This is a genomic window from Leifsonia poae (assembly GCF_050632865.1).
GTDB classification, from domain to species: Bacteria; Actinomycetota; Actinomycetes; order Actinomycetales; family Microbacteriaceae; genus Leifsonia; species Leifsonia poae_B.
In genome coordinates this window covers 1,085,053-1,111,076 of sequence record NZ_JBODSA010000001.1, presented here as the reverse complement: position 1 = coordinate 1,111,076, position 26,024 = coordinate 1,085,053, and the positions used below count along the sequence as shown (strand labels likewise).

The window sequence follows — 26,024 nt, the reverse complement described above, 5'->3', positions numbered from 1 at the left end:
CCGTGCGGCTCCCCCGCCTGCGTCTGATCGCCGCGGCGTCCGCCGTCGCGGCGGGCCTCGCGCTGGTGCCCGCGCCCGCGCTGGCCGAGTCGCCCGCGCCGTTCTACCCGGGCTACATCATCAGCGACGACAGCTTCTACAACCCGGATGCGATGACCCCCGGGCAGATCCAGGACTTCCTGGAGGAGCGGTCGTGCCACCCGAAGGACGGCGTGCCGTGCCTCGCCGACTTCCGGATGAACTCGCCAGCCCAGCCCGCGTCGGCGGAGCGCTGCGCGGCCATGCCCGCGCGGAAGAAGGAGGCGGCGAGCAGCATCATCGCCCGCGTCGCCAAGGCGTGCACCGTCAGCCCGCGCGTGCTGCTCGTCCTGCTGCAGAAGGAGCAGTCGCTCCTCACCGCACCGAGCGCATCCGGCTACCAGAAGGCGACCGGTTACGCCTGCCCGGACACCGCGGCGTGCGACACCCGCTACTTCGGGTTCTTCAACCAGGTGTACCGGGCCGCGTGGCAGTTCCGGGAGTACACCGTCCATCCCGGCGACTGGCGGTACAAGGTCGGCGACAACCGGATCCAGTACCACCCGGATCCGGCGTGCGGCGCCGGCGAAGTGAGGATCCTCAACCAGGCGACGGCGAGACCTGTACAACTACACGCCGTACCAGCCGAACGACGAGACGCTGAAGGCGAGGAAGGGTCAGGGAGGCGCGTGCTCGGCGTACGGCAACCTCAACTTCTCGCGGCTCTACTCCTCGTGGTTCGGGTCGCCGCTGGCGGTGCGGTACACCGGCTTCGTCGAGAGCTGCCTCACCTACACCGGCGGGTTCGGCTGCCGGATGGGCACCCCGCTCAAGCCGTGAACGGTTCGCATACCGCTCACGGCATACGCGCGCGCATAATCTCGTAAGGATGAGCAGCGACCAGACCGACGAAGGCGTCGCCGAGGTACAGAAGCCCGGCGCGATGTACTACGCCGGTCGCATCCTGATGGCCCCGCTGCTCAAGCTCGTCTACCGGCCGCACGTGATCGGCAAGCGCAACGTCCCGAAGCACGGCCCGGTCATCCTCGCCAGCAACCACCTGTCGTTCATCGACTCGGTCGTGATCCCGATGACGGCCCCGCGGCGTGTGCAGTTCCTCGCGAAGTCGAGCTACTTCGAGGGCACGGGCGTGAAGGGACGCATCTCCCGCGCCTTCTTCACGGCCATCGGAGCGGTCGGGGTCAAGCGCGGGGCGGGAGCGGCGGCCCAGGAGGCGCTGGACCAGTCACGACGCATCATCGACACCGGCGCCGCGTTCGCGCTTTATCCCGAGGGCACCCGTTCGCTCGACGGCCGCCTCTACAAGGGCCGGACCGGGATCGGCTGGCTCGCTCTCACCACCGGCGCTGTCGTCGTGCCGGTCGGGCTCATCGGCACCGACCAGATGCAGCCGGTCGGCGCCAAGTTCCCGAAGCCGCACCGGATCACGGTGCGGTTCGGCGAGCCGCTGGACCTGTCCCACTTCGGGCCGCCCGAGTCCGGACGCGCACGACGCCAGGCGACGGACGCGATCATGGCGGCCATCCACTCTCTCACCGGGCAGGAGCTGGCCGGCGTCTACAACGAGGCGCCGCCCGCGAGCACCGTGGAGCGCGTCAAGCGCGCACTGCGCCCCGAGCGCTTCTAGGCGTCCTTCTCCTTGGCGCGGTAGGTACGCGCCTTCTGCCGGTTGCCGCAGACCTCCATGCTGCACCACTGCCGCGACCCGTTGCGGGAGGCGTCGTAGAACGCCCAGCGGCAGTCCTCTCCCCCGCACAGCTTCACGCGGCCGAGCTTGCCCTGGATGCCGAGCACCACAGCGCTGGCCACGGCGGCCTCGGCGGCGGTGCGGGCGGTCAGGGCGACCGACCCGGGCTGCGGGGCGACCGGAAGGGCGAGGGACGGGAGGGGCGCCTCCTCGCCGGCGACGATCGCGCGCAGCGCGTCGCGCACCCGCTGGGCCTCTGCCCGGTCGCCCGGCTCGAGGCCGTTCTCGGCGGCCCACCGAGCGGCGACGGCGTCGTCGGCGAGCTGATCGACGTCCTCCTCGACGTCGAGGGTGTTGAGGAACGACACGAGCAGGTCGGCGCCCAGCTCGGGGGTCGCATTCGTACGCATGTAACCATTGTAACTCAATAGCGGGTTACGGTACTGTGTAACTACTCAACGCTGATAGGTGGTTATCATGCATCCGCTGTTCTTCTGGTCCATCTCCGTGAACGACCTCACCGAGCGCCAGCGCGAGGAGGCGGTGCTGCGGGCGCAGCGCGACTCCGGCACCGAGCAGCCGCCGCCGCTCTCCCGCGACGACCGCTGGCGCGCGGCCATCCAGCGCTGGGCCGCCGCCGAGCCCCCGCAGTCCGCCACTCCTGCGCCCGCCGCCTCCCCGACATCCGCGCCGCGCCTCGGCTGCGCCTGACCCTCGCCCTCGGTTCCGCCGGAGGGGTCAGGCGAGGGTGAGGAGTTCGGGGGCGTGGTGGACCGGGAAGTTGACGCTCGCGGCGATGAAGCACTTCTCCGAGGCGGGGGCGTGCAGGGACGCGGCCAGCTCGGCCTGGGCGGGGTCGGCGATCGTCACGCGAGGACGCAGGGTCGCCTCGGTGAAGTGGCCGCCGCCGTTGCCGGTCTGCTCCATGGTGCCGGTCGCCGCATCCGTGTAGCCCACAACCACGACGCCCGCTCGCGCCGCCTCGGCCAGGTAGCTGAGCATGTGGCACTGCGAGAGCGCGGCGAGCAGCAGCTCCTCGGGGTTCCAGCGGTCGCGGTCGCCGAAGAACACGCGGTCGGCCGATCCCTCGATGGAGTGCTTGCCCGCGGCGGACACGACGTGGTCGCGCCCGTAGTCCTTGTACCCGCTGGTGCCCGTCCCCCGGTTGCCCGTCCACTGCAGATCGATCGCGTACCCGTGCTCCAGCTTCATGGTCCGATTCTCGCACCGCCGGTAGACTCGGTTCACCATGACTGACACCGTGAGCACCCCCGCGCCCGTCTTCTCCGTTCCACAAGAACGCCGCATCGTCACCGCCGTCCCCGGCCCGAAGTCGCAGGAGCTGCACCAGCGCCGCCTCGCGGTCGTGCCGACCGGCGTCTCGTCCGCCCTGCCGGTGTACATCGCCAAGGCGAACGGCGCGATCCTCGTGGATGTGGACGGCAACCAGTTCGTCGACTTCGGCGCCGGCATCGGCGTGACCACGGTCGGCCACACCGAGACGGCGGTCGTGGAGGCCGCGGCCGGGCAGCTGCAGGACGTCATCCACACGCTCTTCACGATCACCCCGTACGAGGAGTACGTGCGCGTCGCCGAACTGCTCGCCGAGCACACCCCCGGCGACCACGCCAAGAAGACCGTGCTGGTCAACTCCGGCGCCGAGGCCGTGGAGAACGGCGTCAAGATCGCCCGCAAGTTCACCGGCCGCCGCGCCGTCGCCGTGCTCGACCACGCCTACCACGGCCGCACCAACCTCACGATGGCCATGAACTTCAAGGCCATGCCGTACGCGACCGGCTTCGGCCCGTTCGCCGGCGACGTCTACCACGCGCCGAACTCCTACCCGTACCGCGACGGGCTCACCGGCGAGGAGGCGGCCGCGCGCACCATCGCCTACCTCGAGAAGGTCGTCGGCGCGTCCGACCTCGCCTGCCTCGTCGCCGAGCCCATCCAGGGCGAGGGCGGCTTCATCGTCCCGGCCGAGGGCTACCTCGCGGCGCTCCAGGAGTGGTGCACCGCCAACGGCGTTGTCTTCATCGCCGACGAGATCCAGTCCGGGATGGCGCGCACCGGCGCGTTCTACGCCAGCGAGCACTTCGGCGTGGTCCCCGACCTCGTGCTGAGCGCCAAGGGCATCGCGGGCGGCCTGCCGCTCGCCGCTGTCACGGGCCGCGCCGAGATCATGGACTCCGCCCAGCCCGGCGGCCTCGGCGGTACGTTCGGCGGCAACCCGGTCGCCGCGGCCGCCGCGATCGCGGTGTTCGAGACCATCGAGCGCAACGACCTCCTCGCCGAGGGACAGCGCATCGAGAAGGCGCTCAAGCCGGCCCTCGAGAAGCTGCAGGAGAAGTACGACATCATCGGCGACGTCCGCGGCGTCGGCGCCATGATCGCCGTCGAGCTCGTCAAGCCCGGCACGGCGCAGACGACGAAGGAGCCGAACCCGGAGGCGGTCAACGCGATCGTCGCGGCGGCGGCGCAGCAGGGCATCCTGTTCCTCAACGCGGGCACGTGGGGCAACGTCCTGCGCTTCCTGCCGAGCCTCGCGGTGTCCGACGAGCTGATCGCCGACGCGGTGTCGGTCATCGACGACGCCATCGCCGGGCTGTGAGCGCGGTGGCGGCAGAGGTCTTCTCGGTCGACGAGGCCGTCGAGCTGGCGGTCGTCGAGCGCAGCGGCTTCGTGGAGTCGCGCCACGCCGGCTCGGCCGTGGTACTCGGTCCGGACGGCGCGATCGCCCAGTCGCTCGGCGCGCCCGAGCGCCCGGTGTTCCCTCGGTCGAGCATGAAGCCGTTCCAGGCCGTGGCGGTCATGGGCGCGGGCGTCCCGCTGGAGGGTGCGAGCGCCGTGCTGGCGACCGCGAGCCACGCAGGCACGCCGGCCCACCTGTCCGTCGTGCGCAAGCTGCTCGCGCAGGGTCAGCTGGCGGAGGACGCGCTCCGCTGCCCTGCTGACTGGCCGCTCGACGGCGCGTCGCGCGACGAGCTCGTGCGCGCCGGCGAGCACAAGCACCCGGTCTACATGAACTGCTCGGGCAAGCACGCCGCGATGCTCCTCGCCTGCCGCGTCAACGGCTGGCCGACCGAGAGCTACCTCGACCCGACGCATCCCGTGCAGCAGCACATCCGCGACACGATCGAGCGGCTGACAGGCGAAAAGGTCGTCGCGACCGGAGTGGATGGATGCGGCGCCCCGGTGCACGCGATGTCGCTCGTCGCGCTCGCCCGCGGCATCCAGCGCATCGCGACTGCCTCGGACGGCTCGCCGTTCGCCCTGTTCCGCAATGCGGCGCTCCTGAAGAACGCGGTGCTCGCGAACGGCTGGGCGATCGACGGTCCTGGACGCGCGAACACGGTGGTCATCGACGAGCTCGGCGTCTTCGCCAAGGGCGGCGCCGAGGGCGTCATGGTCATGGCGGCGCCCGACGGCACCACCGTCACGCTGAAGATCATCGACGGGAGCCTGCGCGCCGCTTCCATCGTCGCCCTGCGCCTGCTGGCCGACGCCGGAGCCCTGACACACGACGACGTCGACCGGGTAGCCCCGCAGCTCGACCTCGCCGTCCTCGGCCGCGGCGAGCCCGTCGGCTCCATCCGCGCCTCCTACTAGCCCCACCAGCCGTCGAGCACAGGAAAAACGCTCCGATCCACACGGATCCGGAGCGTTTTTCCTGTGCTCGGAGGCTACTGGCGGGCCAGGCGCTTGGCCCGGGCGGCGGCGGTCAGCTGCGAGATCAGCACCACGAGCAGGGTCAGGATGAAGACCGCACTCGCGATCACGTTCGCCTGGGCCGGGATGCCGCGGGACGCAGCGATGTAGATGTACATCGGGAACGTCGTCACGGCGCCGGCGTTGAAGTTCGTGATGATGAAGTCGTCGAAGCTCAGCGAGAACGACAGCAGCGCGGCCGACAGGATGCCCGGCAGCAGCAGCGGGAAGGTGATCCGCCAGAACACGGCGTTCGGCGAGCCGTACAGGTCGCGTCCCGCCTCCTCCAGCGCCGGGTCGAGCGACGCGACGCGCGCCTTCACCGTCACCACCACGAAGCTGATGCAGAACATGACGTGGGCGATGATGATCGTCAGGAAGCCCTTGTTCACGCCGAGGCTCAGGAACTGGGCGGCCAGGCCCGCACCGAGCACGACCTCCGGGCTCGCCATCGGCAGGAACAGCAGCAGGCTGGTCTGCGACCGGAACCGGAAGCGGTAGCGCATCAGCGCGATCGCGATCATGGTGCCCAGGGCCGTGGCGACGACCGTCGAGATGACGCCGATGATGATGCTCGCCATGAAGGCGTCGCAGATCCCGGCGGCGTCGCAGACGTTCGTCCAGTTGCGCAGGGTGAAACCGCGCCAGGCGATGTTGTTCTTGATCGCGTCGTTGAACGAGAACACGAACGTGTAGACGATCGGGATGAGCAGGAACGCCAGCGCGAGGAACGCGTAGACACCGAGTCCGAAGCCCTTGAACCGTCGCCGCCCTCGCGCTGCGCTCGGCGGAGTGGTGGTGTCGGTGATCGTGGTCATCTCGGTCACAGCAGCTCCTCCGTTCCGCTCCGCCGCACGTAGAACCCGACGATGACGAGGATGACGGCCATCAGGATGACGGACATCGACGCCGCGGTCGGATAGTTCTGCAGCACCAGGAAGTTGCTCTCGATGACGTTGCCCATCATCGAGGTGTCGGCCGCGCCCAGGAAGTCCTGCGACGCGTTGATGTAGTCGCCGGCCGCCGGGATGAACGTGAGCAGCGTCCCCGAGACGATGCCGGGCATCGACAGGGGCACGGTCACCTTCCGGAACGTCGTCCACGGGCTCGCGTACAGATCCTGTCCCGCCTCCAGCAGGCGCGTGTCCAGCCGCTCCAGCGTCGAGTAGAGCGGGAGGCACATGAACGGGATGAAGTTGTACGTCAGACCGAAGATCACCGAGAACGGAGTGCCGGTGATGTGGGCGTCGGGCGGCAGCACCGAGATCGCCTTGAGCGAGCTGGCGATCCAGCCGTCGTCGCTGAGGATCGCCTTCCAGGCCAGCGTCCGGAGCAGGAAGCTGATGAAGAACGGCGCGATCACCAGGGTCATCAGCAGGTTCTGCGCGACCGGCCGGCCGCGCATCTTCACGCCGATGAAGTACGCCAGCGGGTAGCTGATCACCAGCGCCGCCGCCGTGGCGATGAGCGCGTAGACGAACGAGCGCAGGATCTGCGGCCAGTACTCCGAGAACGAGTCGACGTAGTTCTGCCACTGGAACGCCGTCTGGTACTGACCGATGTCCCCGTCGGGCACCGGCGCCTGGAATGACGTGATGATCAGCGAGATCAGCGGCGTGAGGAAGAACAGGACGAGGTAGAGCACGCCGGGCAGCAGGAGGACGAGCGCGATGCCGCTCTTGCGGCGGACCGCGGGCTCCTGATCCTGCGTCGGCGGCGCGCCCGTGAACGCGGCGAGGGCCATCAGGCCTCCTCCAGCTCCGTCAGCATCCGCTCCCGGGCCTGCGCCGCCAGCGCCTGCGTGTCCGCGTCGTCGACGAAGCGGCCGTCCGCGGGCGGCTCGTCGGCGAGGACGAACGTGTGCGCCGGATCCCACGCCACCCAGACCTCGGCGCCGAGTCCGGCGACCGGTCCACTGGTCGTGTTCTGCGCGAACACGACGACGGTGCCGATGCCCGGCACGTCGACGAGGTACTGCGTGCTCACACCGCTGAACGACACGTCGGTCACGCGGCCCGGCCCGAGCCGGTTCGCGCCCGAAGCGATCGCGGCGGGGTCGGTGTGCAGGGTCAGCTTCTCCGGGCGGACGCCGACGGTCACGTAGCCGCTCGTCCGCTGCGCCCGCGAGCGGGGCACCTGGATGCGCTCTCCCCCGACGTCGACGCCCAGCGTCTCGGCGCCCGCATCCTTCACCGGGCCGGCGAACAGGTTCGACTGGCCGAGGAAGTTCGCGACGAACACCGTCGACGGCAGCTCGTACAGGATCTCGGGCGAGCCCATCTGCTCGATGCGCCCCTTGTTCATCACGGCGACGGTGTCGGCCATGGTCATGGCCTCCTCCTGGTCGTGCGTGACGTGCACGAAGGTGAGGCCGACCTCGGTCTGGATGCTCTTGAGCTCGAGCTGCATCTGCCGGCGCAGCTTGAGGTCGAGCGCGCCGAGCGGTTCGTCGAGCAGCAGCAGGGCCGGGCGGTTCACCACGGCGCGGGCGAGCGCGACGCGCTGCTGCTGACCGCCGGACAGCTGGGCGGGCCGACGGGCCGCCAGGTGGTCGAGCTCCACGAGCCGCAGCGCCTCGTGCGCCTTTGCGATCGGGTCGCCGATCCTCCGGCGGCGCAGGCCGAACGCGACGTTCTCGAGGATCGTCATGTGCGGGAACAGCGCGTAGCTCTGGAACACCGTGTTGACCGGACGCTGGAACGGCTTGGTGCGCGTCACATCCTGACCACCGATGAGGATGCTGCCCTCGGTCGGCTCCTCCAGTCCGGCGACCAGCCGCAGCGTCGTCGTCTTACCGCAGCCGCTCGGGCCGAGCAGGGCGAAGAACGACCCGGCGGGGATGGTGAGGTCCAGGTGCTCGATCGCGGTGAACCCGGGGAAACGCTTCTTGATGCCGTTCAGGCGCAGGTCCGCGCCCGACTCGGCGAATACTCCCTTAGCCATCAGGCCCCCAGGATCACCTTCTGGAACGCCGCCTGGTACTTCTGCTCCTCCACAGGGCTCAGCGTGCGGAAGACCTTGACCTGGCTGAGCGTGTCCGCGTCGGGGAAGATCAGCTGGTTGTCGGCGAGCTCCGGGTCGATCTTCGTGGCCGCCTCCTTGGCGCCCTCGACCGGGGTGATGTAGTTCACCCAGGCGGCGACCTCGGCCGCGACCTCCGGCTGGTAGTAGTAGTCGATCAGCTTTTCGGCATTCGCCTTGCGGGGCGAGCCGATCGGGATCACGAAGTTGTCGCTCCACAGGGTGCCGCCGGCCTCCGGGATGGCGAACTGCCAGTTGTCGCCGGCCTCGGCGTTGAGCTGGGTGATGTCGCCGGACCAGCAGATCGCGGCGAGGGTGTCACCGGACTTGAGGTCGTTGAGGTACGAGTTGCCCTTAATGTTGCGGATCTGGCCGTCGTTGACGTGCTTCGTCAGGGTGTCGATGCCCTTGTTGAAGTCGTCGTCACTGAACGTCTTGGAGATGTCGACGCCCTGCTGCAGCAGGATCAGGCCCATCGTGTCGCGCATCTCGCTGAGCACGCCGACCTTGCCCTTGAGGTCCGACTTCCAGAGGTCGTCGACCGACTTGAGGCCGTTCGGCAGCTTCTCCTTGTTCCAGCAGATGCCGGCGAAGCCGCTCTGCCAGGGGAGGGACTTCTTGCGGCCCGGGTCGAAGTCGACGTCCTTCAAGTTCGAGACGAGGTTCTTCTTGTTCGGGATCTTCGCCTCGTCGAACGGCTGCACGTAGCCGAGGCGGATCCAGCGGGCGATCATCCAGTCGGTGAGACAGACTGTGTCGGCGCCGATGTCCTTGCCGAGCTTGAGCTGGTCCTTCACCTTGGCGTAGTACGTGTTGTTGTCGTCGACGGCGACGTCGTACTTGACCTTGATGCCGCTCTGCTTCTCGAACGCCTCGAGCGTGGGGTACTTGCCCGCGTCATCCTGGTCGAGGTACGCCTGCCAGTTCGCCCAGGTGAGCGTCTTGTCGCTGGCGGACTGGTCCTTCGCGGCGGTGGGCTTGGAGTTCGCTCCCCCGGTGGAGCAGGCGGCCAGCGCGAGGGCGGCCGCGCCGGCTCCCGCACCGGCGAGGAGACCGCGGCGGGTGAGCTGGGAGGCGCGCGCCGACTGGACGAGCTGGCGGATCATCGGGTCTTGCGGGAGGTTGCTCGGTTTCACAGTGGTGCTCCTTGGGGGATCGAACACGGACCACGGGCGACGGCGCATCGGCGGCACGCCCTCGTGCCGTCGCGGTGGACCGATCCTGACACACAACCGTCGCGATCCGCATCAGAAAGTGCTCTGATGCTCCATTTGGAAACACAATCTTTACGAAATCCGTGCTGGATCGGTCGAAACGCCCGGGAAACCGCAGACGGGACGGTCCACCCGGCGCGGTCGCGCTGGGGGTGCGCGCTGGACGAACCGCCCTCGGAACGGCCGCCGCTGCGGAAAACGTCTGCGCGTGCCGGTGGATGGCGCGAAATCAGCACACTACGCACGAAAAGAACGTCGAAATCCTCCGTGAACCTCGCTATGGTGAGAGCGAACCCCATGTCGAGTGTCGAAGGAGCCCCATGAAGGTCGCGATCCCCCGCGAGATCAAGAACAACGAGTTCCGGGTGGCGATCACGCCGGCCGGCGTGCACGACCTGGTCGGCGCGGGTCACGAGGTGTTCGTCGAGACGGGTGCGGGCGTCGGCTCCTCCATCCCCGACGACCTGTACGCGGGCGCCGGAGCGACCATCCTGCCCGACGCGGCGGCGACCTGGGCGGCCGGCGACCTCATCCTGAAAGTGAAGGAGCCGATCGAGAGCGAGTACGGCTACTTCCACCCCGGTCTCGTGCTCTTCACCTACCTGCACCTCGCGGCCGACGAGGCGCTGACGCGCGCGCTGATCGCGAGCGAGGTCACGGCGATCGCGTACGAGACGGTGCAGCTGCCGACGCGCGCCCTCCCGCTGCTCGCCCCGATGAGCGAGGTCGCCGGGCGGCTCGCGCCGATCGTGGGCGCGAACACCATGCTGAAGCCCAACGGCGGCCCCGGCCTGCTCGTCCCCGGCGTCCCGGGCACCCACCCGGCCGTCGTCACGGTTCTCGGTGGCGGCGTCGCCGGCACGAACGCGATCTCGGTCGCGGTCGGCCTGGGCGCGGAGGTCACGGTGCTCGACACGAACATCCAGCGCCTCCGGGAGCTGGACGCCCTCTACGCCGGGCGCATCAAGACGATCGCGTCGAACAGCTTCGAGATCGACAAGGCCGTCGTCGCGTCCGATCTCGTCATCGGCTCGGTGCTCGTGCCCGGGGCGAAGGCGCCGAAGCTCGTGACCAACGAGATGGTGTCCCGGATGAAGGCGGGCAGCGTGCTCGTCGACATCGCGGTGGACCAGGGCGGCTGCTTCGAGGACTCGCACCCCACCACGCACGCCGACCCGACGTTCACCGTGCACCAGTCGGTGTTCTACTGCGTCGCCAACATGCCGGGTGCGGTCCCCCACACCTCCACCTACGCGCTGACGAATGCGACCCTCCCCTACGCACGTGCGATCGCGAACCGCGGCTGGCAGGAGGCGCTGCGCGCCGACGACTCGCTGGCCCTCGGCCTCAATGTGCACGCGGGCCGGGTCACGAACGAGGGCGTCGCCTCCGCGCACGGCCTCGAGGCGACCTCCGTCGCCGACGCCCTCCGCTAGGCGCCCGCGAGCACAGGAAAAACGTCGCCGATCGAGTCGATCGGCGACGTTTTTGCTGTGCTCGGCGGCTAGGCGCGGAGGGGTCGGAGGGTCAGGATACGTCGAACCACTGGTCGCCGATCTCGACGCGGGTGCCGCGCGTGACGCGGTAGCGGCGGCCGGCCTCGCATTGGCGGGCCACACCGCCGAGCGGATGCGCGACCGTGCCGTTGCCGGAGTAGCGGTCGCAGATCCACAGTTCGTCGCCCTCCAGGCCGAACTCCAGGTGCGTCTTCGAGACGCTGCGCGTCGGGTCGGAGAGGACGACCAGCTGGTCGACGTGCTCCCCGGCTGTGTGATCGGGCGGCGGCCGACGAGTCCGGAGCCGGAGACCTCGATCACGTCGCCGGTCGAGAAGCTGAGCGTGAAGCTGCGCTGCACCGCCGGACGCGCGGGCGGCGCGTCCTCGACCGAGACGATGGTCATCGCCTGCGTCGGCGGCAGGCCGTCCTCATCCAGCTCGACCTCGCCCGGGAAGCGGCCGGCGACAGCGGGCGCGGGCGGACGCTCGGCGACACGGTCGGAGATGATGGACGTGTCGGACGGTCGCGAATCGGCCACCTCCGGCGGCCGCAGCCGGGACGAGGTCACCGAGCTGCCGCACATGGGGCAGAACAGCGTCCCCTCGGCCAGCTCCGTCCCGCACACTCGACACTTCATCGGCTCTGTCCCTTTCCGCTTCCTCTCCCACGGTAGCCGAGCGAGCGCAGCGAGACCGCCGCGAGCAGCCGCTTCCACCGCGTGTCGCGCTTGGCGAGCTGTCCGCGCAGGTCGTCGACGGCTTTCCAGACGGACTCCGCCTCGGCCGGGGTGGGCGCGACGCCGCTGTAGGTGGCGCGGTCGGCGACCATCGCCAGGGCGTTGGCACGGGAGCCGCCGATGGTCTCCGCGAACTCGACCCGGGTGGCGGCGGGCGGAGGGTCGTAACCGTGGTCGACGGCCGCATCGGCGAACTCGCGCCAGCCGCCGACGATCCGCTCACGCGCGGTCGGGGCGCGGCGGCGGAGGGTGCGCCGTCGCCACTTGGCCGCGAGCACCGCGAGGAACGGGGAGGCGATCAGGGCGAGGATGAGCACCGTCCAGCCGGCGATGACCAGGACCGTGAGCAGCGTCTCGAGCGCCGGGTCGGGCTTGGGCTGGTTCGACGGGTCCACCTGCGCCTGCGGCGGCTCGTCGTTCTGCTGCGGGTTGTCGTCCACCGGCGGCTGGACGTTGGTCTGCGGTCGCGAGATCTGCGTCGGCTGGTCGGGCTGCTTCGGCGGAACCGGACGCAGCGGCGGGGTCGGATCGACGGTGACCCAGCCCTTCGTCGTCTGGACCTCGATCCACGCCGAGATGTCCGAGCCGGTGAACACGACCGCACTCCCCGCGACGTCCTCCGGCGCGACGAACCCGACGACCACGCGGGCCGGGAATCCGAGCTGGCGTGCCATGAGCGCCGCCGTGACGGCGTACTGCTCCTGGTCGCCGAGCATCGGGACGTCGGTGAGCAGTTCGGTGATGCGGTCCGCACCGTGACCGGAACGGCTCGCCGGCTCACCGGGGCCGATCCCGTGGCTGATGTAGCCGTCCTGCGCGAGCCCGCGGAGCGCCGCCGCCAGTTTGGGCCCTGCACCGCTGACGCCCGCGGTGTACTTCTGCAGCGCCGACTGCAGCTCGTCCGGGATCACGGACGGACGCGGCACCGAGTCGGTGCCCGGCTGCACCTTCTGCAGCTGCGCGGCGGTGAGGATGGGCTTGACCACCGACTCCTCGGTGTAGCTGTCGCCGGCCCGCAGCGACGTGGTGACCGCGCCCGTGCCGGTCACGTCGTTGTAGAAGAACGCGCCGGCGAGGCTGGAGGCGCGCGGGCCCGAGAACTGCACCTGCTCCAGCTGCCCGGTGCCCGGGAGCCACGGGCCGCGATAGCCGCCCACCACGACGGTGATCGTGGTGCGCTTCCCGTTCGTCGCGCCCTGATCGAGGCGGTACGGGACGCGGGTGAACGATCCGGACGCGCTGGTCGCCTCGGCGCTTCCGACGGAGTAGGTCACGCCGTCGTAGGTGTCGAGCGTCGCGATCCGCAGCCGCCGGTCCGACGGCAGACCGGCGACCGTGAGCATCCGCTCGTCGGCCTTCGCGGGCTCGAGGAAGGAGCGGAAACCGCTCAGCGGGCTCGGGTACTGCCGCGGGTCGAACGGCTGCTCGACCGCCGTGCGCACGACCTGCCGGTCGCCGGTCGGGGGAAGCAGGGCCGCCGCGGCGATCCCCCGGCGGCCGCGGCGACGACCATGACCGTCGCCCCCGCTGCGGTGAGCACGGCGGTCGAGACGCGCTCGCTCCTGCTCTCGACGAGCTGGCCGCTCTGCTCGCGCAGCGTTCGCACGGCAGCCGAGCGCCGCAACAGCCGGAACCGGATCAGCCACGCGAGGATGACGACGAACAGTGCGAGGAGCAGCAGCAAGGGGACGGGCGCCACCGACGACCCGAGCAGGATGCCGGCGACGACGAGGAGCACCGGCGGGATGGCGGCGAGCTCCGGGCGGGACGACCGCAAGGCGACGGTGACCGTCAGCACCGTCGCCAGCAGCGTCAGCAGGAAGGCGGGCACCAGGAGCGCCTGATATGAGCCGACCGGCACGGTGATCGTCACCAGCTGCTTCCAGCTCAGCCAGGTGCCCTGCACGAGGTCGACGAAGCCCTCCGGGCTGGGGAGCAGTCCCCCGGCGGCCGCCTCGGACGGCACCGCGAGCTGCACGCCGGTGCCGAGGTACACGAGCACGACGAGCCCCGCGACGGCGATGCTCGGCAGGCGCCACGCCCATCCCGCGACCGCGATGGCGGTGCCGAGGAGGAGGGTCGCGGCCAGCATCAGGATGAACGCGCTCGACTGGTACGTGGGCCAGAACGACCACGCGCCCAGCGCCACTGCGACCACGGCGAAGAGGACGTCGACCAGGGCCCGAAGGGAACGACGCGCGGGCATCAGGTGGCCAGCCGTTTCGCGAGGCTGCGCTGAAGGTCCTCCAGGTAGCCGATGGTGAGGACGCTGAGGTCGGCCACGCGCCGGAGCGACGGCACGGCGCCCTCGTCGCAGACGATGGCGACCACGTCCACTCCGAGCGGGAAGTGCGCCGCGGCTGCGCGCAGCTGCGTGGCGGTGGGCGTCGACCCGCAGATCAGGAACGCGATCGAGATGCCGGCCGCGTCGTCCGAGGCCACCTGCGCGAGCTCCGGGAGCCGGAGCGCCGCGTCGGCGGTCTCGACCCCGGCGAGGTCGTCGAGCAGCCGGCCGCGGTTGACCGTGCTCAGGCGGCGGACGGTGAACAGCATCCGCTTGGCGAAGTCGGGCGTCGCGGCGGATGCGACCACGGAGACGGTGCGGGAGTCGAGCATCGCCCGCACGCCGAGCGACCCCGTGGCGCTGACCGCGAGCTCGAACTCCTCGTCGGTCGCGTAGTCCGCCGCCGACAGGCTCAGGGCCACCAGCAGGTGGCTGCGCCGGGTCTCCTCGAACTGGCGGACCATGTAGCTGCCCGTCTTGGCGGTCGACTTCCAGTGGATGAAGCGGCGCTCATCCCCCGGCACGTACTCGCGCAGCGCGTGGAAGGCGATGTCGCTCGCGGTGAGGTCGCGGGTCGGCGACCCCTCGAGGTCGCGGACGAAGCCCGTGCTCATGCTCGGGATCGCGATGGTGCGCGGATGCACGAACAGATCGAGGGAGTCCGCCCAGACCACTTCGCGCCGCAGCAGCCCGATCGGGTCGGCGCGGACGGTGCGCACGGGGCCGATCGGCACGATCCCGCGACGGCTGGTGGGCACCACGAAGACGTCCGAGTGCTCCTCGGCGGGCGCCAGGGAGGGAGCGGCGAACTCGGCGAGCCCGTGGCCGACGGGCACCTCCACACGCACGCCGGGGAGTCTCCGTCGAAGCGGATTGCGGACGGACACCTCCCCGGGGGCGCGGTCGCCGACCACCACGCGGTTGGCCGGGAGCGAGAGCCCGACGTCGTACGCCGTGCGGCCGATCAGATAGCCGGAGGCGACGACGAGGAGCACCACGGCCGTCCACCCGGCGACGACCGCCTCGACCCAGCCCCAGACATAGCCCGCGGTCAGGGCCAGGACGGCGAGCACGAGCATCGACCAGCCGAGCGCCGTCACCACGGAGCCGACCCGGCGCGCGAGTGTCGCGACCGCGCGGCCGGCGGTGGCCGAGCTGCGCACCACCCACACGATCGCGTCCGCGAGGAACCCTTCGCGCTCGCCGACGATACGGGCGCGCGCGTTGGTGAGCTCGGTCTGCGTACGGGTGATGGTAGTGGTCACACGGCAGCCCGATCGCTCGGCGGCGGCGTCTCGATGAGCAGCTGGCCGACGATGCTGGAGGCGCTGACGCCCTCGAACTCCGCCTCGGGGTCGAGCACCAGGCGGTGGGCGAGCACCGGCTCGGCGAGGGCCTTCACGTCGTCGGGCGTCACGTAGTAGCGGCCGGATGCTGCGGCGAGCGTCTTGGAGGCGCGCAGCAGCGCCAGGGCGCCGCGCACGCTCACGCCCAGGCGGATCTCGTCGGCGGTGCGGCTGGCCTCGACCAGACGCGACACGTAGTCGTTGATGGTGGGGTCGACGTGGACCCCGCGCGCGATCGTGGCCATCTCGACCACGGTCGCGGCGGAGATGATCTCCGGCACGACGACCTCGTGCGCCCGCCGTTCGCTCCCCTCGAGGATGCGCAGCGTCGCCTCGTGGTCCGGGTAGCCGATCGACGCCTTCATCAGGAACCGGTCGAGCTGGGCCTCCGGGAGCCGGTAGGTTCCCGCCTGCTCGATCGGGTTCTGGGTGGCGATGACCATGAACGGCGCACCGACGGAGTGACGCACGCCGTCGACGGTGACCTGCTGCTCCTCCATGACCTCCAGCAGAGCCGACTGCGTCTTCGGGCTCGCGCGGTTGATCTCGTCGGCGAGGACGATGTTCGCGAACACCGGGCCGCGGTGGAACTCGAACGCGCCGGAGCGCTGGTCGTAGACGTTGACGCCGGTGATGTCGCCGGGCAGGAGGTCCGGGGTGAACTGGACGCGGTTGGTCGTGCCCCGGACGCTCTCGGCGATCGCGCGCGCGAGCGACGTCTTGCCGGTGCCCGGGTAGTCCTCGAGCAGCAGGTGCCCCTCGCTGAACAGCGCGGTAAGAGCGAGCCGGATCACGTGGGACTTGCCGAGCAGGACCTTGTCGATGTTCCCGACGAGGCGGTCGAACACTCCGGAGAACCAGCCGGCCTGCTCGGGGGTCATCGTCATGCTCCGGCCTCTTTCGGTTCGGGGCGCGGCGCGAGGGGCCGCAGGGAAGGGGTGTGCACCGCGCGATGCGGCTGAAGACAGTATGCCGTTCGTGGATCATTGCAACGTCGATCCCGGATAGTCGGTGGAGAACGTGTCGCCACCAGAGACGACGCTCACCGTCAAGGTCGGCGCGGGGTCGTTCGCCGGCGCCGTGCAGGAGGCGGTCTCGCCCGCGGCCGGCATGGGCAGCTGCGTCGTGCCGTCGCAGCTGTACGTGACGGCGTCGTAGGCCCCGGTCGGCCAGCTCGTCCAGGTGAAGACCTGGCTCGCCGGGTCGTACCGGGCGCCGCCGATGGTGAGGTTCACCGCGACCCCCAGGTCCTGCGTCGCGTTCTGCGCGGTGCAGAGCGACGAGCCGTCGGGATAGCCCTCGCAGACCTGGGTGATCCGTACGGTCAGCGGGACGCCGTAGTGGTTGGCCCCCGAGCCGTCCAACACGCCGCTCGTGCCGCTCAGGGTGCCCGAGTCGACCACCGCGCCGCCGCTGAGCAGCTGGTAGGCGAATCGTGGGTTGGAGCCGCCGCCGGCGCGGTACGACACGGTGACGTTGAAGTCGGCGGTCCGCGTGGTCTGGTTCAGGACGCGCGACACGACCGCGATCCCGGTCACGTCGCCCGGCGACTGCCGCGGGGTCGCGCTGACGATCGCCGCCGGCGTGCAGCCCTGACCGTTGTAGGCGTAGACGATGAAGTTGTAGGTCTGGTTCGGGCTGAGTCCGCTGATGACGGTGCTGCCGCCCTGCACGCGCCTGAGGCCGTTGGTCGACAGGGACGACTGCCCGGTCTCGACGCCGCTGACCTGGCAGGAGGTGGGGTTCGCGCCCTGGAAGGCGGCCACGAAGTAGTCGGTGATCGTCTTGCCGTTCTCGCCGAAGACCCCCGACCAGCTGAGCGTCGCGCTCGTGCCGGCCTGCGTGTCGGGCGTTGCGACCGGGGCGACGCCCGTCGTCGTGGGCGCACCCGCCGGCACGCCGCTCCCCTGTGTCTGGTTCCACGTCGTCCGGCCCTGGTAGAACTCGTTGCGCGACGAGACGGTGAAGGCGATCGTCGCGCCGTTGGCGATACCGGGGTCGGTGACGTTGAGCGCGTAGCCGGTGCCGACCGGGTCCGAGCCCGAGACCTGGAGAGCGTTCGTCACGCCGCCGATCGTCACCACGTACGAGGTGATCGGGCTGGCGCCGGGCGCGTTCGCCGGCTTGGTCCAGGAGATGCGGAGGCCATGGTCGAGCGGCGTCGAGGACACGCCGGACGGCGCGTTCGGGATGACGTCCGACCACACCGGCTCGGCGTACGAGGTCGGGTCGGAGAGGCCGAGCGCGTTCTGCGCGCGCACTGTCAGCGTCACCGCGTTCGAGGGGCCGTTGCCCGGCGTGGTGACCGCGCAGGTCGTGGTCGTGCAGGGCGTGGTGGAGAGGACCTGCCCGGTCGCGGCGTTCGCCATCGTCACCTGGAAGCCGGTGATCGGGGAGTTGTTGAAGGCCCCGGGGATCCAGCTGAGCGTCAGGCTGCGGTCGGCGATCGTTCCGATCTGCACGTTGGAGACCGGGGCGGGCCGGTCCTGCACCGAGACGGTGACCGTGCCCCAGGTGTACCGGTCGGGGTCGCCGGTGGCGTCCGCCACCTCGTACTGCAGGGTGGTGTCGGCCGGTGCCGCCGTCGGCGAGACCGAGATCTGCAGCTCGGAGTTGTCGGCGCTGGGCGTGATGCTGAGGCCGTCGGGCAGGCCGCTGCCGAGGCCACGCACCGCGACGACACGCAACGGCTTGCCCGGGAACGGGTTGGTCGCGCCGTCGTTCGCGAGCACGTCGACGGTCGTGGTCTGGCCACGCGGCGCGATCACGCGGTCGGGCTGGGGGCTCGCCAGCGGACGGGTGGACGGCACCACCTGGATGTCGATTCGTCCGGCCTGGCCGGAGTTGACCGCGTCCTTCACCCCGATCGAGAGCGACGGCATGGAGCCCTTCGGCGTGCCGGTGGCCACGGTCACCGTGAGCTGCTGCCCGTCGATGGACGCGGTGACGCCGTTCGGCCGGGGGTTCTGGATGGAGTAGACCAGTTCGCCCTGGTCCTTGGCGTAGGGGTAGGTCGTCACCTTGGTCAGGTCGACGGTCTTCGTCTGGCCCGGCTCGAAGTCGATGAGGGCACCGGTGAACACCGGCGGCTGGTTCTCCCGCGGCGTGACGTCGATCGGGAGCACGATCGTGGCGACGTTTCCCTGCGGATCCGTTGCACTCGACCCGTCGGTGACCTGGAACGAGATGGACGCCGGCCCGAAGTAGCGCGGCGACGACGTGAACTGCAGGGTGTCGTTGCCGGCCACGAGGTCGTCGCCGTTGGCGTGGGTCGCGCGCACGGTGGCGGCGTCGGTCAGCCGCACTTTCCGGTTGCCGACCGCGACGATGTAGTCGTTCAGGTGGATGGTCAGCGTCTTCTCGCTCACCACCGTCAGCTTCGGCGCCCCGCGCTTCACCTGCGGCAGCGCGTCGTCGTAGCCCGGAACGTGCACGAAGCCGTACGCGACGACGGACTCGTCTTCGGGGTTGGCGACCTTGAACGGCACGATCTGGCTCTTGGCGCCGATCGCGATCCGGATCCGCTTCGCCGCCGTCACCTGCGCATCCGCGCCGTACCCGGACACCAGCGAGAGCTTGAGGCTCGAGACCGGGCCGTCGGCGAAGAACACGTTCGCCAGCACGTTCACGTCGACCCGGTTCTTGCCGAGGATGTCGGAGAGGCCGAGCGTGGTGTCCGACACCACCGGCCGCGCCGGCGGGGCCTTCTCGTCGACGGTGAGGCGGAGGAACGCCTGGCTCGTCCCGCCGCGCTGGTTCTGGATCGTGTAGAGGAACCCGTAGGCACCCGGAGTCTTCGGAGCGGTCACGGTGACGACGTCGCCGCTGATCTTCGCCTTCGCCTTCCCGTCGAGCGACGTCACCGCGGTGACGCTCAGTGGACTCCCGTCGGGGTCGCTGTCGTTGGCGAGAACCTGCACGCCGAGGGTGCGTCCCGGCTTCGCCGTCACGTCGTCCTCGACCGCGATCGGGTTGCGCGCGCCCTCCACCCGGGCGGCGATGCCGACCCGGACGGTCCCGGTCGCGCGCGCGCCGAGCGCGTCCACGACGGCGTACGTGAAGGTGTCGGTGCCCGCGGCGTAGTCGCCGGCCTGGAAGTCCATCCAGTCCGGGCCGGACGCGATCACGGCGCCCTTCTGCGGGTTGGTCTCCTGGCCGATGAACTGCACCGAGTCGCCGTCCGGGTCGATGCCGGACAGCGGCACGGTGATGCGCACCGTGTCGCCCGCGAGCACGCGCGCGGTGACGGTCTTGGGCACGGGCGGGTTGTTGGTCGCCGCGTCGCGCTCGCGCACGGCGATGGTGACCTCCGCGGTGGCCCACTGCCCGTCCTCGCCCGAGACGCGGTACGCAGCGGTGTAGTTGCCGGGCTTCGCCGGAGCGAGGTAGCGGAGGTGGTCGCCGCTGACGAACAGCAGACCGGCGCCGCTCGGAAGCGGCGTCGCCAGGGTCGGGTCGAGCGTCAGCTTGTCGCCGTCCGGCTGGATGTCGTTGGCCAGCACCGGGATGTCGACCACGTCGCGGACGCGCACCGACACCGAGTCGGGCGCGGCGATCGGCGGCTGGTGGACCGTCAGCGGCGGGAGCTGCACCACGGTCACCGTGCCCACCGTGTCCGTCAGGCCGTTGCTCAGCCGGTAGTGGAAGTCGACCGGTCCCTCGAGCGGCCGGCTCAGCGTGACCCGGAGCGTCCGCTGCTGCAGGACCTGCACGCGGACGCCCGTGGACGCCTCCGGATCGGTGACGCCGGTGACCAGCAGCACGCCGCCGGAGGGGTCGATGTCGGTGGAGAGGACGTCCACATCCTGCGTCGACTGCTCGCGGATGAACGCGGTGTGCGGGACGGCGATCGGCGCCGTCTTCGCCCCGGGCGGCGCCTTGACCTCGACACGGACGACACCGGTGGCGGTGATCACGCCGTCCGTCACCGAGTACTCGAAGTTGTGCGTGCCTGCCTGGTCGGACTCGAAGCGGAACGTGCCGCCCTGGTAGTCCGGCGTGATCGTCGCATCGGCCTTTGTCGGCACGGTGCTCAGGCGGACGGGGCCGTTGCCGCCGCGCACATGGTCGAGCGGCGAGACCGTCACCTCCTGGCCCTGGTAGGCGAGCACGGCGAACGGGTCGGCGATGATCGGCACCTGGCCGGGCGGGCGGACGGTCACCGCGAGCAGCCCCGCGGATTCGGCGCGACCGTCGGAGAGCGTGAGCGCCACATCCTTCACGCCCGTCCCGTCGCCGTGATCGGAGTATGCGACCTGACCCTGCGGGGTGAAGGTCACGGTGTCAGGGGCGGCGATGGATGCGGCGGACAGGTAGAAGGAGTCGCCGTCGGGGTCGAAGCAGTCGCCGAGCACGGGCGCCGACACGCGGCCTCCGGATTGCACGACGGCCTTGGCGTTCCGGACGCAGACCGGCGGCGTGTTCTCGGCCGCCGTGCGCACGGCCACGGTGACGTGCGCGGTCGCGGTCCCGCCGCGGCCGTCGGAGATCGTGTAATCGAACGCGATGGAGCCGGTCGCCGTGTCCGGCAGCGAGATCTGCAGCTGCTGATCGGCGTTGGTGAGCTCGAGGGTGCCCTGCGACGCCGGCACGCCGGTGAACGAGTCGATCGTCAGCACGTCGCCGTTGGGGTCGTAATCGTTGAGCAGCACGGGCAACGGCGTGACGCGTCCTGGACGGGCGCCGAACGAATCGTCGACGGCGACGGGAGGCTGCTCCTGCTTCTCGTACTGCGGAGCGGTGTCCTGCTTGGTCTGGTTGACGAGCTCCTGCGTCGACTTCTTGGAGACCAGCTCGTCCCAGTTGTCGATGCGCGTGTTCCCGCTCTGCACCGCCCAGGCGACGCCCGACCGGCCGTCGTTGAGCACGACCCGGGAGCCGTTGACCCGGAACCCGAGGGCGGCGCCCGACGGGACGTCCTTCAGCGTCGCCCTCTCGCCCGCGCCGGAGGCGCCGCAGGAGCGCCAGGTGTTCCCACCGCTCCAGGCCGCGTACGTGCAGCCCGCGACCGTGACCGGGGCCGCGGCCGCACCGCCGCTCTGTGTGACGGGACGCGTAGGCCGGCCGCCGTCCAGCGGCACCCGCACGAGACCGGCGCCGGACGCGATCCACACCGCCCCGCCTCCGGTCGACGGCTGCTGCAGCACCGGTTCGGAACCCTCCGGCAGGACGCCGCGGAGATCGACGGCGCGTCCGTCCACCCACAGCGCCCGCTGGTCGGGGTCGAGCAGTGCCCAGTGGCCGCCGACCGACGTCAGCGACACGTTGGCGCCGTCGCCCTTCGTGGCGACGTCGGTCGTGGCGGTGGACGGCTCCGCCGCGTTCAGGTCGGCGCGCACCAGTGTCCGGGTCGCGGGCTGGTAGGCGAACAGCACGCCCGACGGGTCCATCGCGGAGACCGCACGGCCGCCCAGATCGATCGTCGCCGCCGAACCCGAGTTGAACGTGTCGAGCTGCTTCACGGTGGTCAGCCAGAGCTGTCCCGTCGTCTGGGACATCAGCGCGACATGGCCGCCGGCGAGCGAGACCTGCGGCGACCGCGGCGGCAGCGCGACCGACTTGCCCGCCTCGGCCGTGGCCGGGTCGACGACCGCGACCGTGTTGGCCTCGCGGTCGATCAGCAGGACGTCGGTGCCGTCCTGCACCACGTCGAGCGATTCGCCGGTGCCGGCGACGACCGAGTTGAGCTTGTCGATCTCTGTGTTCGCGCGCCCGAGCGACTTCTTGGCGTCGCTCGCCACCCACACCGCCGCGTCGTCGAGCTGGAGGTGCTGGGCGCTATAGCCGCCAGAGACGACCGCGAGCGTGGTCACCAGGGCCGCCACGGCCGTCCCGCTGACGGCCGTCGCGGCGACCGACTTGTGGGCGGTCAGCCAGGACCAGAACGCGGCGAGGCGGGTCACGTCCCGGCCGTCCTCTCGACGCACTTCTGGCCGCTGGGCGTGCCGGTGCGGCCGTCGCGGTTGACGGTCACCGTGACGCACACGGTCTGGCCGGGCTTCGCATCCACCCGGAACTCGGTCGCATGCTGGCTGCTCGGCGGCTGGTCCTGCACGGTCACCTGGTAGGTGTCGCCGTCCTGCAGACCCGGGTCGCTCCAGCTGAACACGATCGTGCTGCCGGTGACGCGGCCGCTCAGGTCGCGGACCGTCGGGATGTCGCTGCTGGAGCCTGCGCGCACCAGCACGAGGGAGGCGGTGATGCCGAGGACCACCACCAGCGTCGCGCATGCGATGAGCGCGATGACGAGGGCACGCGGCGTCTTAGACGGCGGCGCCTGCTGCGGGATCTGCCCGCTGCCGCCGGTCTCGCGCACGACCGTGCGCGTGGGCGCGCGGGTCACCGTCGCCGACGCGGGTGCGGCCCGACGCCGGCGGCGGCGGGCGCCCGGGTCGACCGCCATGACGCCCTTGACGCGGGTGCGGTCCTCCGGGTCGCCCGCTGTGGCGAGCGCCCAGTCGTCCATGGCGACCTCGATCGGCGTCTGCGGCAGGCCCATCTCGGCCTCGACCGCCTGCAGCTCGCGGATGAACTCCAGAGCGCTGCGCTGCCGCTGCGACGGCTTGCGCGACATCGCCTTGAGCAGCATCTGCTCGAGCCGCGGCGGCACGTCGGCGCGGCCGATCGGCAGCGGACGGCTCTTGGTGATGCGCTGGATGAGCTCGGCGGCGGTGTTCTCTTTTCCCGGCACCTCGAACGGCGAGCGGCCGGCGAGCAGCGAGTACATCGTCGCGCCCAGCGACCAGACCTCGCTCGCGATCGTGCCGCTGGTCTCGTCGAGGAGCACTTCGGGCGCCGACCACGGGATCGACAGGCCGATCGCCTCGGTGACATCGGCTTCGCTCAGCGTCGCGGCGATTCCGAAGTCGCTCAGCACGGGATGCCCGTACGCGGTGCTCAGGATGTTCGACGGCTTGATGTCGCGGTGCAGCACGCCTGCGCGGTGCGCCGTCTCGACCGCGCTCGCGATGCGCACGCCGATGCTCAGCACCTCGGGGACCGGTAGCGGCTCCGAGCGGTAGCGCTGACCGATCGCCGCCGAGCACAGCTCCATGACGAGGTAGGGGCGGCCGTCGGAGGACACGCTCGCCTGGTACACCGTGAGGATCGACGGATGGGTGCTCAGCTGCGCCATGAGGTTGGCCTCGGCCTGGAACATCTGCTTGACCTGGCTGGTGACCACCTCGGCCAGCATGACCTTGACCGCGACCTGCCGGCGGGGCATGTTCTGCTCATAGAGGAACACGTCGGCGAAACCGCCCGAACCGAGCACCCGGACGTACGAGAAGCCGGGAAGGTTGGGCGGCTGGGACGGCAAACGCCGGGCCATCGGATCCCTCCCGTTCGTCGGCGAAAACGCAGCGCGCAGAGTGCGAAAAGCGTCTGACAATTGTAGGCAGCGGCCCCTGAGCCTGGCCTGGCCGGGACCCGTACTGGGGATAACTCGATGACCCCCAACTCGGGGGACAACATCAGTGGCGGCGAGCCGCCCGACGGGACTCGCCGTCGCGGTGGGAGCCGGACTCCGGCGTCGCCAGGACGTCGACCACGACGACCGTGACGTTGTCCCGTCCGCCGTTGCCGAGGGCCGCATCCATCAACTGCTGCGCGGCGTCGAGCGGCGACGATCCCTCGCCCAGGAAGTAGCGGATGCCGTGCTCGGTGAGCTCCTTGGTGAGGCCGTCGGAGCACACCAGCAGCCGGGATCCGGCGACGATCGGGAGGAGGAAGTAGTCCGGGATCGGGTCCTCGTTGAAGCCGACCGCGCGGGTGATGACGTTGCTGTGCGGGTGGACCTCGGCCTCCGCCGGAGTGATCGCGCCCGCGTCCAGCAGCTCCTGGACGATCGAGTGATCGACGGTCAGCTGCTCGAGGGTCCCGTCGCGGTAGCTGTAGACGCGGGAGTCGCCGATGTTGAACACGAGCCAGTAGGGCGCGCCGTCGACCAGCGTCAGCGCGATGCCGGTCACCGTCGTCCCCGTGCCGAGGTCGGTCTGGCCGACGCCGCGGCTCATGTCGTCGACCGCGGAGCGCAGCGCCTCGGTGAGTGCGACCTCGCCCACGAAGTCGGCCTTCACCTTCTCGGCGAGCCGGGTGACGACCGCGGTGCTGGCGAAGTCGCCGGCGGTGTGGCCGCCCATCCCGTCGGCGACGGCGAAGATCGGCGAACGCGCGAGGAGGCTGTCCTCGTTCACGCTGCGCCGGTAGCCCGTGTCGCTCAACGCCGCCCACGAGAGGCTGATATGCGCGTCGGGATCGCCGGGCACGGCCACGGTGTGGCGTCTGCTGCTGCGACCGATCTGGGTCACTCGCGTCCTTCTGCTCGGCGGGCGGTGATCTCGATGATATTACCGTCGCCGATCTCGACCCTCGCCCCGGCGAGCACCACGACCGACTCCCCGGCCGCAGGCGCCGGCTGCCGGCCGGACCCGTGACGACCGTCCCGTTCGTCGAGCGCAGGTCGGTGACGACGACGGCGTCCCCCGCCTGCTCGATCCGTGCGTGGGTCGACGAGACCTCCTGCGTGGGCGACGCCACGGTCACGAGCCGCGGCGTGATGCCCGACTCGACCCGCTGCAGGGTGGGGCGGCGACCGACGAGAAGGGGTGTGTCGAGGGTGAGCGTGTCCCCCGACGGGAGGCGTGCGGCGAAGGCGGCGGGAGGCGGCGGGAGGACGACCGGCTCGGTCGCAGGGAACGCGTCGGCGGGCGGGAGGGTCAGCGGCCCAGCGGGGAGCACCGGCGTGTCGCGGGCGGCCTCCGGCTCCTCGATGTCGACGGCGCCCGGCAGTTCGTGCGCCGCGGGCCGTACCGCGGGCGGTACCTCTTCGGGGTCGGCGACGACGGGTCCCGCTCCGTGGCCGAACAGGCTGGAGCTGCGCCCGCGTTCCCGGATGATCGTCTCCTCGGCGGCCGGTCCGGCGGTTCCGGCAGGGCCCGAAGGATCGGCCGCGGCCTGCGCCGCCGCATCCTCCGGGGCGGCTGCGCTGCGCTCAGCGCGCTCGATGGGCTGCAGGGACCAGGTCAGCAGCTCTCCGTCGGCGACGCCGATCCCGAGCGGCAGCGACCCGACCGAAAGCCGGGCGACCGGTCCGGTCTGCGCGTCGTCGCCCTGCAGCACGAGGCCTGTGACGGTGCGGAACTCCGCGAGCACCCACGGCTGGACGCCGCCCGCGGAGAACCGTCGCGAGCCTCCGACCGAGAAGACGTCGATCGCCGCGGAGCCGCGGACCACGGCGGTCACGGTCACCTCGCCCGAGGCGTTCGGCTCTGCGAGCTCAGCGACGGCAAACGAGCGAACACTGTCCGTCCCGGCGAGCGGGAAGGCGCCGACCACGGACTCGATGGTCGCGAGCTCCGAATCGGCGAGCCAGAACACCTGGTCGACGATCGCGTCGGAGACCGTGCTGTCGACCGCCGCGACGAAACGCCGGCCGGCGATGAGCAGCCAACGCGACGGTCCGGACGTGGGGGCGTAGCGGATGAAGCCGCT

Annotated in this window: 21 protein-coding genes and 1 pseudogene; 7 read left to right on the top strand and 15 right to left on the bottom strand. The window is 70.7% G+C overall.

From position 1 onward, the window contains the following. The first annotated feature begins 2 nt into the window (after positions 1–2). The gene (locus ACRAWB_RS05575) at positions 3–905 is read left to right on the top strand and encodes a hypothetical protein (protein ID WP_431352415.1); all 903 of its coding nucleotides are present in this window, start codon (positions 3–5) and stop codon (positions 903–905) included. Positions 906–907: 2 nt separating this feature from the next. Further along, a complete protein-coding gene (locus ACRAWB_RS05570) occupies positions 908–1,666 on the top strand; it encodes a lysophospholipid acyltransferase family protein (RefSeq protein WP_431352414.1) in 759 nt (252 codons plus the stop codon). On the opposite strand, the gene ACRAWB_RS05565 is transcribed toward ACRAWB_RS05570, so the two are convergent. Beyond that, positions 1,663–2,136 (bottom strand): CGNR zinc finger domain-containing protein, encoded by a 474-nt coding sequence (locus ACRAWB_RS05565; RefSeq protein ID WP_431352413.1) that lies wholly within the window; start codon positions 2,134–2,136, stop codon positions 1,663–1,665. The two genes, ACRAWB_RS05570 and ACRAWB_RS05565, sit on opposite strands and share 4 nt — an antisense overlap. 67 nt (positions 2,137–2,203) lie before the next feature. Here ACRAWB_RS05565 and ACRAWB_RS05560 point away from each other — a divergent pair, with 67 nt between their 5' ends. Further along, positions 2,204–2,437: a hypothetical protein gene (locus ACRAWB_RS05560; protein ID WP_431352412.1), complete on the top strand. Its 234-nt coding sequence runs from the start codon at positions 2,204–2,206 to the stop codon at positions 2,435–2,437. A gap of 27 nt (positions 2,438–2,464) precedes the next feature. On the opposite strand, the gene ACRAWB_RS05555 is transcribed toward ACRAWB_RS05560, so the two are convergent. Beyond that, the gene (locus ACRAWB_RS05555; protein WP_363808828.1) at positions 2,465–2,938 is read right to left on the bottom strand and encodes an OsmC family protein; all 474 of its coding nucleotides are present in this window, start codon (positions 2,936–2,938) and stop codon (positions 2,465–2,467) included. Between the two features lie 37 nt (positions 2,939–2,975). On the opposite strand from ACRAWB_RS05555, the gene gabT reads away from it, so the two are divergent. Then, positions 2,976–4,337: a 4-aminobutyrate--2-oxoglutarate transaminase gene (gabT, locus tag ACRAWB_RS05550; protein WP_431352411.1), complete on the top strand. Its 1,362-nt coding sequence runs from the start codon at positions 2,976–2,978 to the stop codon at positions 4,335–4,337. Next, complete coding sequence (locus tag ACRAWB_RS05545; protein WP_431352410.1) at positions 4,334–5,335, top strand: asparaginase; 1,002 nt, start codon at positions 4,334–4,336, stop codon at positions 5,333–5,335. Before gabT ends, ACRAWB_RS05545 begins: the two co-directional genes overlap by 4 nt. Positions 5,336–5,409: 74 nt before the next feature. Here the strand turns inward: ACRAWB_RS05545 and ACRAWB_RS05540 are convergent, their stop codons facing one another. Genes ACRAWB_RS05540 through ACRAWB_RS05525 form a run of 4 tightly spaced genes read right to left on the bottom strand, consistent with a single transcriptional unit; the run spans position 5,410 to position 9,591 of the window. Beyond that, a complete protein-coding gene (locus tag ACRAWB_RS05540) occupies positions 5,410–6,261 on the bottom strand; it encodes an ABC transporter permease (protein WP_431352409.1) in 852 nt (283 codons plus the stop codon). After that, positions 6,258–7,178, bottom strand: a complete 921-nt coding sequence (locus ACRAWB_RS05535) for an ABC transporter permease (RefSeq protein ID WP_431352408.1) — start codon at positions 7,176–7,178, stop codon at positions 6,258–6,260. Before ACRAWB_RS05535 ends, ACRAWB_RS05540 begins: the two co-directional genes overlap by 4 nt. Next, entirely contained in the window at positions 7,178–8,377 is a 1,200-nt protein-coding gene (locus ACRAWB_RS05530) for an ABC transporter ATP-binding protein (RefSeq protein ID WP_431352407.1), read from the bottom strand. The genes ACRAWB_RS05535 and ACRAWB_RS05530 overlap by 1 nt, the downstream gene beginning before the upstream one ends. Continuing rightward, positions 8,377–9,591, bottom strand: a complete 1,215-nt coding sequence (locus ACRAWB_RS05525; RefSeq protein WP_431352406.1) for an ABC transporter substrate-binding protein — start codon at positions 9,589–9,591, stop codon at positions 8,377–8,379. Before ACRAWB_RS05525 ends, ACRAWB_RS05530 begins: the two co-directional genes overlap by 1 nt. A gap of 398 nt (positions 9,592–9,989) precedes the next feature. Here ACRAWB_RS05525 and ald point away from each other — a divergent pair, with 398 nt between their 5' ends. Further along, on the top strand, positions 9,990–11,105 hold the full coding sequence (ald, locus tag ACRAWB_RS05520) for an alanine dehydrogenase (RefSeq protein ID WP_431352405.1): 1,116 nt from the start codon (positions 9,990–9,992) through the stop codon (positions 11,103–11,105). A 91-nt stretch (positions 11,106–11,196) separates the two neighbouring features. On the opposite strand, the gene ACRAWB_RS05515 is transcribed toward ald, so the two are convergent. The 9 genes and pseudogenes from ACRAWB_RS05515 to ACRAWB_RS05475 all read right to left on the bottom strand — a co-directional run. Then, the gene (locus tag ACRAWB_RS05515; protein WP_431352712.1) at positions 11,197–11,415 is read right to left on the bottom strand and encodes an FHA domain-containing protein; all 219 of its coding nucleotides are present in this window, start codon (positions 11,413–11,415) and stop codon (positions 11,197–11,199) included. Between the two features lie 385 nt (positions 11,416–11,800). After that, complete coding sequence (locus tag ACRAWB_RS05510; RefSeq protein WP_431352404.1) at positions 11,801–13,345, bottom strand: transglutaminase TgpA family protein; 1,545 nt, start codon at positions 13,343–13,345, stop codon at positions 11,801–11,803. Further along, positions 13,291–14,109, bottom strand: a complete 819-nt coding sequence (locus ACRAWB_RS05505) for a transglutaminaseTgpA domain-containing protein (RefSeq protein WP_431352403.1) — start codon at positions 14,107–14,109, stop codon at positions 13,291–13,293. The genes ACRAWB_RS05510 and ACRAWB_RS05505 overlap by 55 nt, the downstream gene beginning before the upstream one ends. Next, entirely contained in the window at positions 14,109–15,452 is a 1,344-nt protein-coding gene (locus ACRAWB_RS05500; RefSeq protein ID WP_431352402.1) for a DUF58 domain-containing protein, read from the bottom strand. The genes ACRAWB_RS05505 and ACRAWB_RS05500 overlap by 1 nt, the downstream gene beginning before the upstream one ends. Further along, a complete protein-coding gene (locus ACRAWB_RS05495) occupies positions 15,449–16,420 on the bottom strand; it encodes an AAA family ATPase (RefSeq protein WP_431352401.1) in 972 nt (323 codons plus the stop codon). Before ACRAWB_RS05495 ends, ACRAWB_RS05500 begins: the two co-directional genes overlap by 4 nt. Before the next feature lie 96 nt (positions 16,421–16,516). After that, positions 16,517–22,435 carry an Ig-like domain-containing protein gene (locus ACRAWB_RS05490; protein WP_431352400.1) on the bottom strand — a complete coding sequence of 1,973 codons (5,919 nt, stop codon included), beginning with the start codon at positions 22,433–22,435 and terminating at the stop codon, positions 16,517–16,519. After that, positions 22,432–23,862 carry a serine/threonine-protein kinase gene (locus tag ACRAWB_RS05485; RefSeq protein WP_431352399.1) on the bottom strand — a complete coding sequence of 477 codons (1,431 nt, stop codon included), beginning with the start codon at positions 23,860–23,862 and terminating at the stop codon, positions 22,432–22,434. The genes ACRAWB_RS05490 and ACRAWB_RS05485 overlap by 4 nt, the downstream gene beginning before the upstream one ends. Before the next feature lie 142 nt (positions 23,863–24,004). Next, positions 24,005–24,841 (bottom strand): PP2C family protein-serine/threonine phosphatase, encoded by an 837-nt coding sequence (locus tag ACRAWB_RS05480; protein ID WP_431352398.1) that lies wholly within the window; start codon positions 24,839–24,841, stop codon positions 24,005–24,007. A gap of 163 nt (positions 24,842–25,004) precedes the next feature. Next, positions 25,005–25,070 (bottom strand): annotated as a pseudogene (locus ACRAWB_RS05475) (hypothetical protein); the annotation flags it as partial. A gap of 589 nt (positions 25,071–25,659) precedes the next feature. Between ACRAWB_RS05475 and ACRAWB_RS05470 the strand changes: the two are divergent. Next, a complete protein-coding gene (locus ACRAWB_RS05470; RefSeq protein WP_431352397.1) occupies positions 25,660–26,010 on the top strand; it encodes a hypothetical protein in 351 nt (116 codons plus the stop codon). Positions 26,011–26,024: the final 14 nt, after the last annotated feature.

Bases quoted from the DNA above. Each gene is read 5' to 3' on its own strand.
- ACRAWB_RS05570 (WP_431352414.1), top strand. From the start codon at position 908: ATGAGCAGCGACCAGACCGACGAAGGCGTCGCCGAGGTACAGAAGCCC.
- ACRAWB_RS05565 (WP_431352413.1), bottom strand. From the start codon at position 2,136: ATGCGTACGAATGCGACCCCCGAGCTGGGCGCCGACCTGCTCGTGTCG.
- ACRAWB_RS05560 (WP_431352412.1), top strand. From the start codon at position 2,204: ATGCATCCGCTGTTCTTCTGGTCCATCTCCGTGAACGACCTCACCGAG.
- ACRAWB_RS05555 (WP_363808828.1), bottom strand. From the start codon at position 2,938: ATGAAGCTGGAGCACGGGTACGCGATCGATCTGCAGTGGACGGGCAAC.
- gabT (WP_431352411.1), top strand. From the start codon at position 2,976: ATGACTGACACCGTGAGCACCCCCGCGCCCGTCTTCTCCGTTCCACAA.
- ACRAWB_RS05535 (WP_431352408.1), bottom strand. From the start codon at position 7,178: ATGGCCCTCGCCGCGTTCACGGGCGCGCCGCCGACGCAGGATCAGGAG.
- ACRAWB_RS05530 (WP_431352407.1), bottom strand. From the start codon at position 8,377: ATGGCTAAGGGAGTATTCGCCGAGTCGGGCGCGGACCTGCGCCTGAAC.
- ald (WP_431352405.1), top strand. From the start codon at position 9,990: ATGAAGGTCGCGATCCCCCGCGAGATCAAGAACAACGAGTTCCGGGTG.
- ACRAWB_RS05505 (WP_431352403.1), bottom strand. From the start codon at position 14,109: ATGCCCGCGCGTCGTTCCCTTCGGGCCCTGGTCGACGTCCTCTTCGCC.
- ACRAWB_RS05495 (WP_431352401.1), bottom strand. From the start codon at position 16,420: ATGACGATGACCCCCGAGCAGGCCGGCTGGTTCTCCGGAGTGTTCGAC.
- ACRAWB_RS05485 (WP_431352399.1), bottom strand. From the start codon at position 23,862: ATGGCCCGGCGTTTGCCGTCCCAGCCGCCCAACCTTCCCGGCTTCTCG.